Source organism: Pseudomonas kribbensis (genome assembly GCF_003352185.1).
In the GTDB taxonomy this organism is placed as follows: domain Bacteria; phylum Pseudomonadota; class Gammaproteobacteria; order Pseudomonadales; family Pseudomonadaceae; genus Aquipseudomonas; species Aquipseudomonas kribbensis.
Window position 1 is genome coordinate 1,158,879 of record NZ_CP029608.1, and the last position, 14,753, is coordinate 1,173,631.

Here is a 14,753-nt window from a genome sequence, read left to right on the forward strand (position 1 = left end):
TTTCGATGAGCGAAGCAATCAAAAAGCCAGTGGGCCCTGAAGGCATCATTCAGATGCAGGGCGTGAACAAGTGGTACGGCCAGTTCCACGTGCTGAAAGACATCAACCTCAACGTCAGGCAGGGCGAACGTATCGTGCTGTGCGGCCCGTCCGGTTCCGGCAAGTCCACCACCATCCGCTGCCTGAACCGTCTGGAAGAGCACCAGCAGGGCCGCATCGTGGTCGATGGCGTGGAGCTGACCAACGACCTCAAGCAGATCGAAGCGATCCGTCGTGAAGTCGGCATGGTGTTCCAGCACTTCAACCTGTTCCCGCACCTGACCATTCTGCAGAACTGCACGTTGGCGCCGATGTGGGTGCGCAAGATGCCCAAGCGCAAGGCCGAGGAAATCGCCATGCATTACCTGGAACGCGTACGCATTCCGGAGCAGGCGCACAAGTTTCCGGGCCAACTGTCCGGCGGTCAGCAGCAGCGTGTGGCGATTGCCCGCGCGCTGTGCATGAAACCGAAAATCATGCTGTTCGATGAGCCGACCTCGGCACTCGACCCGGAGATGGTGAAAGAGGTTCTCGACACCATGATCGGCCTGGCCGAAGACGGCATGACCATGCTCTGCGTGACCCACGAAATGGGCTTCGCCCGCACCGTGGCCAACCGCGTGATCTTCATGGACAAGGGCGAGATCGTCGAGCAGGCAGCACCGAACGACTTCTTCGACAATCCGCAGAATGATCGGACCAAGCTGTTCCTGAGTCAGATTTTGCATTGATATCTAATTCATAAAACAAACCCGGCCTTGTGCCGGGTTTGTTTTTTTGGGATCAGGACACGGTGAGGGTTTCGTGTTCTTTGTGCTCGGTATACTTGAAGGCGTTCCTCAGATCCGCCCCTTCACCCAAGGCTTTCGCATCGGCGAGCAAGTGCGGATAGCGATCGAGCAGGCGCATCAGCAGCATCAACGCCTTCGGCGGAAGCACTTCGCCGCGCTCATAGCGGGAAAATGCGTTGTGTCCGCCACCAGACAGCAGTTGCACCGTTTCTTTTTGGGTCAGGTGCAATTTGCGCCGTATGCGCTTCATTTCGTTACCGATCATTTGTCGGGCAGCGATCACCAGATCATCACCGGCTTGCGTGTAGCGTTCTGCACTATCGGTATCGGCGTCCCACTCGACCTCACCGCATTTGCGACATTCCCAGCCAGCAAGGTCATCGATACGACGTTCCATGCCTTTGACACTGATGGTTTCGCCGCGGCCCTCGAAATGTGTCATTCCCTCACGTGCACCGCAGCTGAAACATTGCCGGGTCTTCATTGGTTTTTCTCCTTGAAGGAGATTACCGGTGGGCCACCTTCGGGGCGGTATGTCACCTTGATGTAAATCTCCAGATCGTGTGAGTGCGTGTGATAAACGTCTTGCCAGACTCGATGATCGTCATAGGTGGTCATCGACTTGTACAACATCCTGTTCTGCAGTTCGAAAACGATTTCTTGCATCTCTATGATGCTGAAACCGAGATCCAGTCCGGTTTTTTCTGCGCTCTTGGTGAATGCCTGTCTTCCCCGTCGCCTGACCTCAGCCTTGATCACCACCAAGTCGTAATGGGGTGTGTTCTTTTCCATAAGAAACCAAAACCCTGTCCCTGAAATTACCCTTAAAGGGTAATTTTGACCAATCGAAAATCCCGCTTCATTTGCCTCCTAATCAACCTAGGTGGTTGCTGTCCTACACGGAGCTGACTAACATGTCAGAAAATTCATCCCATGATTGGATGAAAGGGCGAATCCTATGTCAGACATTTCTCCACTCATTAAGCGATCCCTGGTCGATCAGGCCCTGGATCAATTGCGCCAACGCATCACCGATGGCACCTGGCAGGTCGGACAGCGTCTGCCGACCGAGCCCGAGCTGTGCGCCGAACTCGGCATCAGCCGCAATACCGTGCGCGAGGCGATGCGGGTGCTGGCGTTCTCCGGGCTGATCGAAATCCGCCAGGGTGACGGCAGCTATCTGCGGGCGGTGGTCGATCCGATGGACACGCTCAAGGCGCTGTCCAAGTGCTCGCTGGATCAGGCCCGGGAAACCCGACACATCCTTGAAGTCGAGGCCATCGGCCTGGCGGCATTGCGCCGTACCGATGAGGATCTGGCAGGGCTGCGCGAGGCGCTTGGCGTTGCCGGCAGCCACTATCACGGTGACCTCGACAGCTACATCGCCTGTGACCTGGTGTTTCACCGCCGCCTGGTGGACGCCGCGCACAACCCGACCCTCAGCGAGCTGTATCGCTATTTCTCCAGCATCGTCGGCGCGCAATTGCGCCAGACCCTGAATATCGTCCCTCGTCGACAGGAAGTCTTCGATTTGCACATCGCCTTGTTCGAAGCCGTCGAACAGCGCGATCCGGAACGGGCCAAGGCCCTGTCGAGGCAACTGATCAATGAACCCTGAAACCGAGAAAACCATGTCCCGCCCTGAAACCGCCAACGCCCCCAAGCGCACCGCCGAACTGGAGGAGCTGCTGATCGATGCCGAGGCTGACGATGAGCAGGTGCAGCAAAGTCATCCGCTGGTGCGGCGCCCGTGGCTGTTGCTGCTGGGGCTGATTCTGGTGGCGTTGAACCTGCGCCCGGCGCTGTCGAGCATGGCGCCGCTGCTCAGTGAAGTGTCGAAAAGTCTTGGTCTGACTGCTGCGCAAGCGGGGTTGCTGACGACGTTGCCGGTGCTGTGTCTCGGCCTGTTCGCCCCGTTGGCTCCGGTGCTGGCACGGCGCTTCGGTGCCGAGCGGGTGGTGCTGGGGATCCTTCTGACTCTGGCTGGTGGCATCATCCTGCGCAGCAACTTCGGCGAAATCGGTTTGTTTGCCGGCAGCGTTCTGGGCGGCGCCAGCATCGGCATCATCGGCGTGTTGCTGCCGGGTATAGTCAAGCGTGACTTCGCCAGGCATGCCGGCACCATGACCGGTGTCTACACCATGGCCCTGTGCCTGGGCGCGGCAATGGCGGCGGGTTCGACCGTGCCGTTGAGCGAGCACTTCGATCACAGCTGGGCCATGGGCCTGGGCTTCTGGGTGATTCCGGCGCTGGTCGCGGCGGTGTTCTGGCTGCCGCAAATCGGTCAGAAGCACGGTGCGCACAATGTCGCGTATCGAGTGCGCGGGCTGTTGCGTGATCCGCTGGCCTGGCAGGTGACCTTGTACATGGGCCTGCAATCGTCGCTGGCCTACATCGTGTTCGGCTGGTTGCCGTCGATCCTCATCGGTCGCGGGCTGACGCCGACTCAGGCCGGTCTGGTGTTGTCCGGCTCGGTGATCATCCAGCTCGCCAGCTCCCTGGCGGCGCCGTGGCTGGCCACGCGCGGCAAGGATCAGCGGCTGGCGATCGTGGTGGTGATGGCGCTGACCCTCGGCGGCCTGTTCGGTTGCCTCTATGCGCCAATCGAAGGCCTGTGGGGCTGGGCGATCCTGCTGGGCCTGGGGCAGGGCGGTACGTTCAGCCTGGCGCTGACCCTGATTGTATTGCGCTCGCGGGACTCCCATGTCGCGGCGAACCTGTCGAGCATGTCCCAAGGCTTCGGTTACACCCTCGCGTCCATGGGGCCTTTCGCGGTCGGCGTGGTGCACGACTGGACCGGCGGCTGGAACGCCGTGGGCTGGATCTTCGGCATCGTCGGTGCCGGTGCGATCCTTGCCGGTCTCGGTGCCGGGCGTGCGTTGTACGTGCAGGTTGAAAGCGAAAAGGTCTGATGTGCACACACTGTCGGTATTCGGAATGCGAATGCCGATAGTGTTTCGGGCGTTTGCGGATTATCGTGCTGGCAATCTGTACATTTCCTGGAGATTGCCCATGAGCGAAGAAGCCAACAGCGCCTTGATCACCCGTTTCTACCAGGCTTTCCAGCGCCTCGACGCCGAGGCCATGGCCGCCTGCTACACCGAAGACGTAGTGTTCAGCGACCCGGCCTTCGGCGAACTGCGCGGCCGTGATGCCGGCGACATGTGGCGCATGCTCACCACCCGGGCCAAGGACTTCTCCCTGACCTTCGACAACGTCCGTGCCGACGAACGCAGCGGCGGTGCCCACTGGGTCGCAACCTACCTGTTCAGCCAGACCGGCAACGTCGTGATCAACGACATCCAGGCGCGTTTCGTCTTCCGCGACGGCAAGATCTGTGAACACCACGACCACTTCGACCTGTGGCGCTGGTCTCGCCAGGCACTGGGCTTCAAGGGCCTGCTGCTGGGCTGGACGCCGCTGGTGCGCAACGCGGTGCGCGCCCAGGCACTGAAAGGGCTGAAGGCATTTCAGGCGAGTCGCTGATAAGATCGCCGCCTGTTTCCCTTGCGCCTGAATTGCCCCGTGACCAGCCTCAGCGAAAATCCTCCCGAAGCCGACGTTCCAGTGAGCAAGTCCTGGTTCGTCTACCTCGTTCGTGCCGCCAACGGTTCGCTGTACTGCGGGATCAGCGATGATCCCGTGCGCCGTTTCGCCAAGCACCAGAGCGGCAAGGGTGCGCGATTCTTCCTCTCGAGCCCGGCGATGGCGTTGGTCTATACCGAGCGGTGCCGCGACAAGAGTGATGCATTGCGCCAGGAGCGGTTGATCAAGAAGCTCAGGAAGAGTGCGAAGGAGTGTCTGGTGGCGTCTTATCGGCCTGATTGATCGGGTGCGAGCGGTAGAAATACCTGCACGTCGAAGCGGCGCGTTCTGACAAATGACAGACGAAAAAAAACCGCCTTTGCGAGGCGGTTTTTCTGTAAGCCTCGGTTTGCGGCCGGGCTTACTGTGTCTCACTGGACACACTAGCGTGGACGAAGGTTATTCGTCTTTGCGTCTCTTATCAACCTGACTGATCAGTTCCCATCAGCCGGATCCGTAGGCTGCGAACGAATTGCGCGCTAAGCTGCTGGTTCATTTTCTGTGCGGCGGAGCCGAGCATGTCCGAGTTGATTCTGCATCATTACCCGACCTCTCCCTTTGCCGAAAAGGCCCGGCTGTTGTTGGGGTTCAAGGGCTTGTCCTGGCGTTCGGTGCACATTTCGCCGGTGATGCCAAAACCGGATCTGACCGCCCTGACCGGTGGCTACCGCAAGACCCCGGTGCTGCAGATCGGCGCCGATATCTATTGCGACACTGCGCTGATCGCCCGCCGCCTCGAGCAGGAAAAGGCCCAGCCTTCGTTCTTCCCGGAAGGTCAGGAAATGATCGCCGCCAGTTTCGCTGCCTGGGCTGACTCGGTGGTTTTCCAGCATGCGGTGAGTCTGGTGTTCCAGCCGGAATCGGTGGCGGTGCGTTTCGGCAAGTTGCCGCCGGAAGCGATCAAGGCGTTTCTCGCCGATCGTGCCGGACTGTTCAGTGGTGGCAGCGCGACCAAAATTTCGGCCGAGCAGGCCAAGCACAATTGGCCAACCATCATGGCGCGTCTGGAGCAGCAGTTGCAGCGCGAGGAGGGTGACTTCCTGTTCGGTGAGCCGTCGATTGCTGACTTCGCCATGGCGCATCCGCTGTGGTTCCTCAAGGCTACGCATGTGACGGCACCGCTGGTGGATGACTATCCGGCGGTGTCCGCATGGCTCGGGCGGGTGCTGGGCTTCGGTCACGGTGCGGCCAGTGCGATGAGCTCCGAAGAGGCACTGGAGATTGCGCGCGACTCGACACCAGCGGCATTGCCTGACGAGCAGTTTGTCGATCCGAACGGGTTTGCAGCGGGCCAGCAAGTCGTGATCGCAGCCACTGACTACGGCGTTGATCCGGTTGCCGGCGAGCTGGTATTTGCCGGTAGTGAAGAGCTGATCCTGCGCCGTGAAGACGAACGCGGTGGCGTGGTGCATGTGCACTTTCCGCGGTTCGGTTTCCGGATCGAGAAACGCTGAAACAAACGAGGGAGCCGATTGGCTCCCTCGTTCATTTCAGTGCGGCGAGAATGTCGTCCGGATCAAACCCGCGAATCAACGTGCCATTGACGTCGATCAGCGGGATCCCGCGCCCGCCCAGCGCTTCGTACGCCTTGCGTGCCTCGGCGTCCTTCTCGATGTCGAATTCCTTGAACGGAATGCCTTTCTGATCGAGAAAACGCTTGGTCTGCTTGCAGTAGCCGCACCAGTCCGTGGCGTACAGCACGACTCTGGCGTTGGCGCGGACCTGCTCGGACGCCATCTGTGACGGGTTGAACACCCGCTCGATCTTGCCCCAGTTCTGATAGACCACGACCACCAGCAGAACCAGTGCGACCTTTTTCAGCACATTGCCGAGCATCAGTTGCGACGCTTCAGCTGATCGGTGAGCGAGGTTGGCAGGCCTTTGATGACCAGCGTCCCGGCCTCTTCGTCGTATTCGATCTTCGAGCCCAACAGGTGCGCTTCGAAGCTGATCGACAGGCCTTCAGCGCGGCCGGTAAAGCGGCGGAACTGGTTGAGTGTGCGTTTGTCTGCCGGGATTTCCGGCGACAGGCCGTAGTCCTTGTTGCGGATGTGATCGTAGAAGGCCTTCGGGCGTTCTTCATCGATCAGCTCCGACAGTTCTTCCAGGCCCATCGGCTCGCCGAGCTTGGCCTGGCTGCTGGCGTAGTCGACCAGGGTTTTGGTCTTCTCGCGGGCGGAATCTTCCGGCAGATCTTCGCTCTCGACGAAGTCGCTGAAAGCCTTGAGCAGCGTGCGGGTCTCGCCCGGGCCGTCGACGCCTTCCTGGCAGCCGATGAAGTCGCGGAAGTATTCCGAGACCTTCTTGCCGTTCTTGCCCTTGATGAACGAGATGTACTGCTTGGACTGCTTGTTGTTCTGCCACTCGGAGACGTTGATCCGCGCCGCCAGGTGCAACTGGCCGAGGTCGAGGTGGCGCGACGGGGTCACGTCCAGTTGATCGGTCACGGCCACGCCTTCGCTGTGGTGCAGCAGGGCGATGGCCAGGTAGTCGGTCATGCCTTGCTGGTAGTGGGCGAACAGCACGTGGCCGCCCACCGACAGGTTCGACTCTTCCATCAGCTTTTGCAGGTGCTCGACCGCGACTTTGCTGAATGCGGTGAAGTCCTTGCCGCCCTCCATGTATTCCTTCAGCCAGCCGCTGAACGGGAATGCACCGGACTCCGGATGGAACAAGCCCCAGGCTTTGCCCTGTTTGGCGTTATAGCTCTCGTTGAGGTCGGCGAGCATGTTTTCGATGGCGGCGGACTCGGCCAGTTCAGAGTCACGGGCGTGCAGGACTGCGGGCGTGCCATCGGGTTTTTTGTCGATCAGGTGGACGATGCAATGACGGATCGGCATGGGCTTCTCGGCAAGTGAAAGGGAGGAGGGCGGGCTCCCCCGAAAAAGCGCTCAGTGTACCGCAACCACTGGTTTTGGCGCGGGCTGAAGGGCAATTCGGGGTCATGGGCTGGCGCTTATGCATTTATTTAACGATTTAGCGCAATAAACCTGACCATTTGGCTAGCTAGAGGCGGATATTTCCTTGTCTCTGTGCTAGTTTTGCCCGGTCTTACGCGTAGTCACTGCGTTAAGCGTGCATTCAGCATTTGTCAGGTCGAACCAAACCCTGATTTCGGCATCTATAACCCCGACTCGTCGTGGTTATCGCCGAGGGTGCCAGATCCAGAAGATCGGGCTCGATGGCTGACACTGCACTCTGCAATCCATATGAATTTGATAGGGAAGGAACACTACATGGCTCTTACTAAAGACCAACTGATCGCCGACATCGCTGAAGCTATCGACGCGCCGAAAACCACCGCGCGTAACGCTCTGGAGCAACTGGGCCAAATCGTTGCCGATCAGTTGGAAAACGGCCACGAAATCACCCTGCCAGGTATCGGCAAGCTGAAAGTGACCGAGCGTCCTGCCCGCACTGGCCGTAACCCATCGACTGGCGCTGCCATCGAAATCCCTGCCAAGAAAGTGATCAAGCTGGTTGTGGCCAAAGGCCTGACCGACGCTGTGAACAAGTAAGACGCAGCGATAAAAAAAACCGTGCGCCGGAGTGATCCGGGCACGGTTTTTTTGTGCCTGCCGATTGTGTTTCAGCAGTAGTGGCGGCTGCTGCGATCAAGCGCCGCCCCGGTTGAAACGTATTACTTGCGAACCCAGCGCTCACGCCGCCAGATTTGCTGCTCGGACTTGGTCTGGAAGGTCCAGGCGACGAAGCGGCTCTGCTTCTGGCCCTGGGACATCTCCACTACCTGGCTTTCCAGCGCGCCGGCCTTTTTCAGCGCTGTCTCGATAGCGGGCAGGTTTGAAGCTTTCGAGACCAGGGTGCTGAACCACAACACCTTGTGCGCAAGGGTCGCGCTTTCGGCGATCAATTGCGTCACGAAACGCGCTTCGCCTCCTTCACACCACAGTTCGGCAGACTGGCCACCGAAGTTCAGCACCGGCAGCTTGCGCTTCGGATCGGCCTTGCCCAAGGCGCGCCATTTACGCTCGCTGCCCTTGGTGGCCTCTTCCATCGACGCGTGGAACGGCGGGTTGCACATGGTCAGGTCAAAACGCTCACCGGGCTCCAGCAGGTCGATCAGGATGTGCTTGCGGTTCTCTTGCTGGCGCAGCTTGATGACTTTGCTCAGATCGTTGGACTGGACGATGGCCCTGGCGGCGGCCACGGCCGTCGGGTCGATTTCCGAGCCCAGAAAGTGCCAGCGGTATTCGCTGTTGCCGATCAATGGGTACACGCAGTTGGCGCCCATGCCGATGTCCAGCACGTTGACGATGGCACCGCGCGGAACCACGCCATCGTTGTTGCTGGCCAGCAGGTCGGCCAGGAAGTGTATGTAGTCGGCACGGCCCGGCACCGGCGGGCAGAGGTAATCGGCCGGGATGTCCCAATGCTGGATGCCGTAGAACGACTTGAGCAACGCCCGGTTGAACACACGCACCGCATCGGGACTGGCGAAGTCGATGCTTTCCTTGCCGTACGGGTTGGTGATCACGAATTTCGCCAGCTCCGGCGTAGTCTTGATCAACGCCGGGAAGTCGTAACGACCCTGATGGCGATTGCGCGGGTGCAGGCTGGCTTCTTTACGCGGCTCCACGGGCTTGGCCGGGGTGGCGGAGTCAGGCTTCTTGCGCGCAGGTTTCGGTGTACGTGGGGCGTTCATGGGCGTGGTCGATTCGGGTAGGGCTGAAAGTGGCGGCTATTGTCCCACAGGGAGCCGCGTTGTTGGCCGGAAAAGTGCCGGGCACAAAAAAGGGAGGCCGTTGCGGGCCTCCCTTTTTCAGTGCGATTTACCGTTACAGGCTGGCAATCCGCGCGTGCTGCTCGGCCAGCTTGCCCAGAGCCTGTTCGGCTTCGGCCAGTTTGGCACGTTCCTTCTCGATGACTTCGGCCGGGGCCTTGTCAACGAAACCGGCGTTGGACAGCTTGCCGCCAACCCGCTGGACTTCGCCCTGCAGGCGCAGGATTTCCTTGTCCAGACGCGCCAGTTCGGCGTTCTTGTCGATCAGGCCGGCCATCGGTACCAGCACTTCCATCTCGCCAACCAGCGCGGTGGCGGACAGTGGCGCTTCTTCGCCGGCCGCCAGTACGGTGATCGATTCCAGACGCGCCAGCTTCTTCAGCAGCGCTTCGTTTTCGGTCAGGCGACGCTGATCTTCAGCGGTGACGTTTTTCAGGTAGATCGGCAGCGGTTTGCCCGGGCCGATGTTCATTTCGCCACGGATGTTGCGGGTGCCGAGCATCAGGCCCTTGAGCCATTCGATGTCGTCTTCGGCCGCCGGATCGATGCGCTCTTCGTTGGCCACCGGCCAGGCTTGCAGCATGATCGTTTTGCCCTGAATGCCGGCCAGCGGCGCGATGCGCTGCCAGATTTCTTCAGTGATGAACGGCATGAACGGATGCGCCAGACGCAGCGCCACTTCCAGTACGCGAACCAGCGTGCGACGGGTGCCGCGCTGACGCTCGACCGGCGCGTTTTCGTCCCACAGCACAGGCTTGGACAGTTCCAGGTACCAGTCGCAGTACTGGTTCCAGATGAACTCGTACAGCGCTTGCGCCGCCAGGTCGAAACGGAACTGATCCAGTTGACGGGTCACTTCGGCTTCGGTGCGTTGCAGTTGCGAGATGATCCAGCGATCCGCCAGCGACAGCTCATAGGCTTCGCCGTTCTGGCCGCAGTCTTCGCCCTTGTCCAGAACATAACGCGCAGCGTTCCAGATCTTGTTGCAGAAGTTGCGATAGCCTTCGACGCGGCCCATGTCGAACTTGATGTCGCGACCGGTGGACGCCAGCGAGCAGAAAGTGAAGCGCAGGGCGTCGGTGCCATAGCTGGCGATGCCGTCGGCGAATTCTTCGCGGGTCTGCTTCTCGATCTTCTTCGCCAGTTTCGGCTGCATCAGACCGGAAGTGCGCTTCTGCACCAGAGTTTCGAGCTCGATGCCATCGATGATGTCCAGCGGGTCCAGGACGTTGCCCTTGGACTTGGACATCTTCTGGCCCTGGCCATCACGCACCAGACCGTGCACGTAAACGGTCTTGAATGGAACCTGCGGCGTGCCGTCCTCGTTCTTGATCAGGTGCATGGTCAGCATGATCATCCGGGCAACCCAGAAGAAAATGATGTCGAAGCCCGTCACCAGCACGTCGGTGGAGTGGAATTTCTTCAGGAATTCGGTCTTTTCCGGCCAGCCCAGGGTGGAGAAGGTCCACAGGCCCGAACTGAACCAGGTGTCGAGCACGTCGTTGTCCTGTTGCAGCGCAACGTCCGGGCCGAGGTTGTGCTTGGCGCGCACTTCGGCTTCGTCGCGACCGACGTAGACCTTGCCCGACTCGTCGTACCAGGCCGGAATCCGGTGGCCCCACCACAGCTGACGGCTGATGCACCAGTCCTGGATGTCGCGCATCCAAGAGAAGTACATGTTTTCGTATTGTTTCGGCACGAACTGGATGCGACCGTCTTCAACGGCAGCAATCGCAGGCTCGGCCAGCGGCTTGGTGGACACGTACCACTGGTCGGTCAGCCACGGCTCGATGACGGTGCCGGAGCGGTCGCCTTTCGGCACTTTCAGGTTATGGTCGTCGACGCTGACCAGCAGGCCGGCGGCGTCGAATGCGGCCACGATCTGCTTGCGCGCTTCGAAACGCTCGAGACCGGCGTATTCGGCCGGAATCTTGCCGTCGATGCTTTCGTTCAGCGTGCCGTCGAGGTTGAACACCTGCGCTGCCGGCAGCACGTTGGCGTTCTTGTCGAAGATGTTCAGCAGCGGCAGGTTGTGACGCTTGCCGACTTCGTAGTCGTTGAAATCGTGGGCCGGGGTGATTTTCACGCAACCGGTGCCGAATTCAGGATCGCAGTAATCGTCGGCGATGATCGGGATGCGGCGGCCGACCAGCGGCAGCTCGACAAATTTGCCGATCAGGGCTTTGTAGCGCTCGTCGTTCGGGTTCACCGCGACGGCGGAGTCGCCGAGCATGGTTTCCGGACGGGTGGTCGCAACGATCAGGAAATCGTTGCCTTCGGCGGTTTTCGCGCCGTCGGCCAGCGGGTACTTCAGGTTCCACAGGAAACCTTTCTCGTCGTGGTTTTCCACTTCGAGGTCGGAAATCGCCGTGTGCAGCTTGGTGTCCCAGTTGACCAGGCGCTTGCCGCGATAGATCAGGCCGTCTTCGTGCAGGCGCACGAACGCTTCTTTAACGGCTTCCGAGAGGCCGTCGTCCATGGTGAAGCGCTCGCGGCTCCAGTCCACGGACGAGCCGAGACGGCGGATCTGACGGCTGATGTTGCCGCCGGACTGATCCTTCCACTCCCAGACTTTCTCGAGGAATTTTTCCCGGCCCAGATCGTGGCGATTTTGGCCCTGGGCTTCGAGTTGACGCTCCACCAGCATCTGCGTGGCGATACCGGCGTGGTCGGTGCCCGGCTGCCACAGGGTGTTGCGACCCTGCATGCGGCGGAAACGGATCAGGGCGTCCATGATCGCGTTGTTGAAACCGTGACCCATGTGCAGGCTGCCGGTGACGTTCGGCGGCGGGATCATGATGGTGTAGGAGTCGCCCGCGCCTTGCGGGGCGAAGTAGTTCTCGGACTCCCAGGTGTTGTACCAGGAAGTTTCAATGGCGTGCGGCTGGTAGGTCTTATCCATGCGCGGCGGGACCCTATTGGCATTTATTCAGGAAAAGCCGGGAAGTATAGCGGGGCATGGGGCGCAGGGCGAGCGGGGCGGGCCGGGTGGAGGCTTAAATGTGGGAGCTGGCCTGCCAGCGATGCAGGCGCCGCGGTTTTTCAGGAAAGGTGCGGTGATGCTATCGCTGGCAGGCCAGCTCCCACAGGAGATAGGGGAGTTACTCGTACTGGCTCAGAAGCCGTTCCATCCGCGCCTCGAGGCGACGTTTGATTTCATTTTCGATGTGCGGGGCGAAGTCGTCGATCACGTCCTGCATGATCAGTTGCGCGGCGGCGCGCAGTTCGCTGTCCAGGTGCAGCAGCGCGTCGGGGCCTTTATCCACAGGTGCGACGGGCGCGGTGGCGGGCTTCACGACGGGCGCTGGCGGCGGTTCGACAGCGGGTGGCTCAGTGGCGACCGAGTCGAACAGCATCGGAATCTGTTCCTGTTCGCCATCATCGACCGTGTCGGTCAGCAGCGGCGGTTGCAGGTTGTCATCGCCGAGCAACTGGCGGATCGACTCGAGGTCATCCAGCAGGTGTGCGGGCTTTTGCAGCGGTTTTGGAGTGTCCATCGGCGTACTCAGAGTCGCTGTAAACGGTGGTCTTGCAGAGGATAGCCCTGTTCCCGGTAGAAACGGAAACTCTCCCGCGCAGCTGCGCGGATCACCGGATCTTCCACCACCACTTCCGCCACTCGGGCGAATTTGTTGGCGAAGGCCGGGACTTTCAGGTCCAGGTTGACGAGCAAATCCTGATGGTGGCCGCAGTCATCCCCCAGTCCAAGCACGATCAAACCTTCCGGTTCACTCTCGGCCGGGCCGTGGGGCACGAAGGTTTCGCCCTTGAACGCCCACAGCCGCGCATCGAGGTCATCACGCTGGGCGGCATCGCTGCAATGCATGTAGATGCGGTGGCCCATGCGCCAGGCTTTCTCGGTGAGCTTGCAGGCAAAATCCAGACGCGCCGAAGGATCAGCGCTGGGCAGGATGTAGAAGTCGACTTTGGTCATTGCGGTTCCTGAGCAGCAAGCGCCGCCCCTCGAAAGGTGCGGCGCTTGCCGTCATCGGTTTCAGGCCTTGGCGCGATCCAGCAGGTACTGGGTCAGCAGGGGAACCGGACGGCCGGTGGCGCCCTTGTCCTTGCCGCCGCTGGTCCACGCGGTGCCCGCGATGTCCAGGTGCGCCCAGTTCAGGTTCTTGGTGAAGCGCGACAGGAAGCACGCAGCGGTGATGGTGCCGGCCTTCGGCCCGCCAATGTTGGCGATGTCGGCGAACGGGCTGTCCAGTTGCTCCTGGTATTCATCGAACAGCGGCAGTTGCCAGGCGCGGTCGTCGGCAGCCTTGCCGGCGCTCAGCAGTTGCTCGATCAGTTCGTCGTTGTTGCCCAGCAGGCCCGAGGTGTGGGCGCCCAGGGCAACCACGCATGCGCCGGTCAGGGTGGCGATGTCGATCACCGCTTGTGGCTTGAAGCGCTCGGAGTAGGTGAGGGCGTCGCACAGCACCAGACGGCCTTCGGCGTCGGTGTTGAGGATTTCCACGGTCTGGCCGCTCATGGTGGTGACGATGTCGCCCGGACGCGAAGCGGTGCCGCTCGGCATGTTTTCGGCGCAGGCCAGGATGCACACCAGGTTGATCGGCAATTTCAGTTCCAGCACGGCACGCAGGGTGCCGAACACGCTGGCGGCGCCGCCCATGTCGTACTTCATCTCGTCCATGCCGGCGCCCGGTTTCAGGCTGATGCCGCCGGTGTCGAAGGTGATGCCTTTACCGACCAGTGCATACGGCTTCTCGGATTTCTTGCCGCCGTTGTATTGCATGACGATCAGGCGCGGCGGCTGGGCGCTGCCCTGGCCGACGGCGTAGAACGAACCCATGCCCAGGGATTTGATCTTCTTCTCGTCGAGGACTTCGACTTTCAGATCCTTGAACTCTTTACCGAGGTCCTTGGCTTGTTCGCCGAGGAAAGTCGGGTGGCAGATGTTCGGCGGCAGGTTGCCCAGGTTGCGGGTGAAGGCCATGCCGTTGGCGATTGCGGTGGCGTGGTTCACGGCGCGCTGCACTTCGGCTTGTGCAGCCTTGATGGTCAGCAGGGTGATTTTCTTCAGGGCGCGCGGTTCGGCTTTCTGGCTCTTGAACTGGTCGAAGGTGTATTCGCCGTCGACCAGGGTTTCGGCCAGCAGGCGGGTCTTGCCGTAGCTGTCGCGGCCCTTGACGATGATTTCATCCAGTGCGAGCACGGCATCGCTGCCGCCCAGACCCTTGAGGGTGTTGAGGATGCCGGCAACGATCTTGCGGAACGGGCGGTCGCCCAGTTCTTCATCCTTGCCCACGCCGACCAGCAGCACGCGCTCGGCTTTCAGGTTTGGCAGGCTGTGCAGCAGCAGGCTCTGACCGACCTTGCCGGCCAGGTCGCCACGCTTGAGCACGGCGCTGATGGCGCCGCCGCTCAGTTCGTCGACCTGCTTGGCCGCGACGCCGAGTTTGCGGCCTTCGCCGACGGCAACCACCAGGGTGGCGGTTTTCAACGTTTCTGGGCTAACGCTTTTTACAACCAGTTCCATGTCCGGATCCCTGAATGAATGGTCAACACGCAGGCGTTCGACGGTGTCCGCCGTCGCCTGCTTATAGAGAGAAGAGGCGCAGGCCAGTGCCTGCGACAGAGGCGGCAGTTTG

Annotated in this window: 16 protein-coding genes; 7 read left to right on the top strand and 9 right to left on the bottom strand. The window is 60.8% G+C overall.

Features of this window, described 5'->3' with window-relative positions; genetic code table 11:
- Positions 1-5 precede the first annotated feature (5 nt).
- Complete coding sequence (locus DLD99_RS05240; RefSeq protein ID WP_114881492.1) at positions 6-770, top strand: amino acid ABC transporter ATP-binding protein; 765 nt, start codon at positions 6-8, stop codon at positions 768-770.
- 52 nt (positions 771-822) lie between these two features.
- Here DLD99_RS05240 and DLD99_RS05245 read toward each other — a convergent pair whose 3' ends face one another.
- Positions 823-1,314, bottom strand: coding sequence for a type II TA system antitoxin MqsA family protein (locus DLD99_RS05245; protein WP_007957339.1), 492 nt, complete (start codon positions 1,312-1,314; stop codon positions 823-825).
- Entirely contained in the window at positions 1,311-1,622 is a 312-nt protein-coding gene (locus DLD99_RS05250) for a type II toxin-antitoxin system MqsR family toxin (protein WP_074691191.1), read from the bottom strand. The genes DLD99_RS05245 and DLD99_RS05250 overlap by 4 nt, the downstream gene beginning before the upstream one ends.
- 166 nt (positions 1,623-1,788) lie before the next feature.
- On the opposite strand from DLD99_RS05250, the gene DLD99_RS05255 reads away from it, so the two are divergent.
- From DLD99_RS05255 to DLD99_RS05275, 5 genes are all read left to right on the top strand, one after another.
- Positions 1,789-2,448, top strand: coding sequence for a FadR/GntR family transcriptional regulator (locus DLD99_RS05255; RefSeq protein WP_085711680.1), 660 nt, complete (start codon positions 1,789-1,791; stop codon positions 2,446-2,448).
- Positions 2,438-3,742 carry a CynX/NimT family MFS transporter gene (locus tag DLD99_RS05260; RefSeq protein ID WP_114881493.1) on the top strand — a complete coding sequence of 435 codons (1,305 nt, stop codon included), beginning with the start codon at positions 2,438-2,440 and terminating at the stop codon, positions 3,740-3,742. The genes DLD99_RS05255 and DLD99_RS05260 overlap by 11 nt, the downstream gene beginning before the upstream one ends.
- Positions 3,743-3,842: 100 nt before the next feature.
- Positions 3,843-4,316 carry a nuclear transport factor 2 family protein gene (locus tag DLD99_RS05265; RefSeq protein ID WP_114881494.1) on the top strand — a complete coding sequence of 158 codons (474 nt, stop codon included), beginning with the start codon at positions 3,843-3,845 and terminating at the stop codon, positions 4,314-4,316.
- Positions 4,317-4,355: 39 nt separating this feature from the next.
- Entirely contained in the window at positions 4,356-4,658 is a 303-nt protein-coding gene (locus DLD99_RS05270) for a GIY-YIG nuclease family protein (protein WP_114881495.1), read from the top strand.
- 275 nt (positions 4,659-4,933) lie between these two features.
- Complete coding sequence (locus DLD99_RS05275) at positions 4,934-5,869, top strand: glutathione S-transferase family protein (RefSeq protein WP_114881496.1); 936 nt, start codon at positions 4,934-4,936, stop codon at positions 5,867-5,869.
- Positions 5,870-5,900: 31 nt separating this feature from the next.
- Here DLD99_RS05275 and DLD99_RS05280 read toward each other — a convergent pair whose 3' ends face one another.
- Together DLD99_RS05280 and yejK are read right to left on the bottom strand one after the other, a co-directional pair.
- Positions 5,901-6,251 carry a glutaredoxin family protein gene (locus DLD99_RS05280; protein WP_114881497.1) on the bottom strand — a complete coding sequence of 117 codons (351 nt, stop codon included), beginning with the start codon at positions 6,249-6,251 and terminating at the stop codon, positions 5,901-5,903.
- Complete coding sequence (yejK, locus tag DLD99_RS05285) at positions 6,251-7,255, bottom strand: nucleoid-associated protein YejK (RefSeq protein WP_007957356.1); 1,005 nt, start codon at positions 7,253-7,255, stop codon at positions 6,251-6,253. The genes DLD99_RS05280 and yejK overlap by 1 nt, the downstream gene beginning before the upstream one ends.
- Before the next feature lie 396 nt (positions 7,256-7,651).
- On the opposite strand from yejK, the gene DLD99_RS05290 reads away from it, so the two are divergent.
- On the top strand, positions 7,652-7,933 hold the full coding sequence (locus tag DLD99_RS05290; RefSeq protein WP_114881498.1) for an HU family DNA-binding protein: 282 nt from the start codon (positions 7,652-7,654) through the stop codon (positions 7,931-7,933).
- Positions 7,934-8,055: 122 nt separating this feature from the next.
- Here the strand turns inward: DLD99_RS05290 and rlmF are convergent, their stop codons facing one another.
- The 5 genes from rlmF to DLD99_RS05315 form a co-directional block, all read right to left on the bottom strand.
- The gene (rlmF, locus tag DLD99_RS05295) at positions 8,056-9,078 is read right to left on the bottom strand and encodes a 23S rRNA (adenine(1618)-N(6))-methyltransferase RlmF (protein ID WP_085711673.1); all 1,023 of its coding nucleotides are present in this window, start codon (positions 9,076-9,078) and stop codon (positions 8,056-8,058) included.
- A gap of 133 nt (positions 9,079-9,211) precedes the next feature.
- Complete coding sequence (locus DLD99_RS05300) at positions 9,212-12,058, bottom strand: valine--tRNA ligase (RefSeq protein WP_114881499.1); 2,847 nt, start codon at positions 12,056-12,058, stop codon at positions 9,212-9,214.
- A 199-nt stretch (positions 12,059-12,257) separates the two neighbouring features.
- Positions 12,258-12,653, bottom strand: a complete 396-nt coding sequence (locus tag DLD99_RS05305) for a DNA polymerase III subunit chi (RefSeq protein ID WP_114881500.1) — start codon at positions 12,651-12,653, stop codon at positions 12,258-12,260.
- Positions 12,654-12,661: 8 nt separating this feature from the next.
- A complete protein-coding gene (locus DLD99_RS05310) occupies positions 12,662-13,090 on the bottom strand; it encodes a DNA polymerase III subunit chi (protein ID WP_114881501.1) in 429 nt (142 codons plus the stop codon).
- A gap of 60 nt (positions 13,091-13,150) precedes the next feature.
- Positions 13,151-14,641, bottom strand: a complete 1,491-nt coding sequence (locus tag DLD99_RS05315; RefSeq protein WP_114881502.1) for a leucyl aminopeptidase — start codon at positions 14,639-14,641, stop codon at positions 13,151-13,153.
- Positions 14,642-14,753: the final 112 nt, after the last annotated feature.

What these genes read in the sequence shown, in the direction of transcription:
- DLD99_RS05315 (WP_114881502.1), bottom strand. Translation starts at nt 14,641, where the DNA reads ATGGAACTGGTTGTAAAAAGCGTTAGCCCAGAAACGTTGAAAACCGCC.
- yejK (WP_007957356.1), bottom strand. Translation starts at nt 7,255, where the DNA reads ATGCCGATCCGTCATTGCATCGTCCACCTGATCGACAAAAAACCCGAT.
- rlmF (WP_085711673.1), bottom strand. Translation starts at nt 9,078, where the DNA reads ATGAACGCCCCACGTACACCGAAACCTGCGCGCAAGAAGCCTGACTCC.
- DLD99_RS05260 (WP_114881493.1), top strand. Translation starts at nt 2,438, where the DNA reads ATGAACCCTGAAACCGAGAAAACCATGTCCCGCCCTGAAACCGCCAAC.
- DLD99_RS05275 (WP_114881496.1), top strand. Translation starts at nt 4,934, where the DNA reads ATGTCCGAGTTGATTCTGCATCATTACCCGACCTCTCCCTTTGCCGAA.
- DLD99_RS05310 (WP_114881501.1), bottom strand. Translation starts at nt 13,090, where the DNA reads ATGACCAAAGTCGACTTCTACATCCTGCCCAGCGCTGATCCTTCGGCG.
- DLD99_RS05250 (WP_074691191.1), bottom strand. Translation starts at nt 1,622, where the DNA reads ATGGAAAAGAACACACCCCATTACGACTTGGTGGTGATCAAGGCTGAG.
- DLD99_RS05245 (WP_007957339.1), bottom strand. Translation starts at nt 1,314, where the DNA reads ATGAAGACCCGGCAATGTTTCAGCTGCGGTGCACGTGAGGGAATGACA.
- DLD99_RS05240 (WP_114881492.1), top strand. Translation starts at nt 6, where the DNA reads ATGAGCGAAGCAATCAAAAAGCCAGTGGGCCCTGAAGGCATCATTCAG.
- DLD99_RS05305 (WP_114881500.1), bottom strand. Translation starts at nt 12,653, where the DNA reads ATGGACACTCCAAAACCGCTGCAAAAGCCCGCACACCTGCTGGATGAC.
- DLD99_RS05265 (WP_114881494.1), top strand. Translation starts at nt 3,843, where the DNA reads ATGAGCGAAGAAGCCAACAGCGCCTTGATCACCCGTTTCTACCAGGCT.
- DLD99_RS05255 (WP_085711680.1), top strand. Translation starts at nt 1,789, where the DNA reads ATGTCAGACATTTCTCCACTCATTAAGCGATCCCTGGTCGATCAGGCC.
- DLD99_RS05280 (WP_114881497.1), bottom strand. Translation starts at nt 6,251, where the DNA reads ATGCTCGGCAATGTGCTGAAAAAGGTCGCACTGGTTCTGCTGGTGGTC.
- DLD99_RS05290 (WP_114881498.1), top strand. Translation starts at nt 7,652, where the DNA reads ATGGCTCTTACTAAAGACCAACTGATCGCCGACATCGCTGAAGCTATC.
- DLD99_RS05300 (WP_114881499.1), bottom strand. Translation starts at nt 12,058, where the DNA reads ATGGATAAGACCTACCAGCCGCACGCCATTGAAACTTCCTGGTACAAC.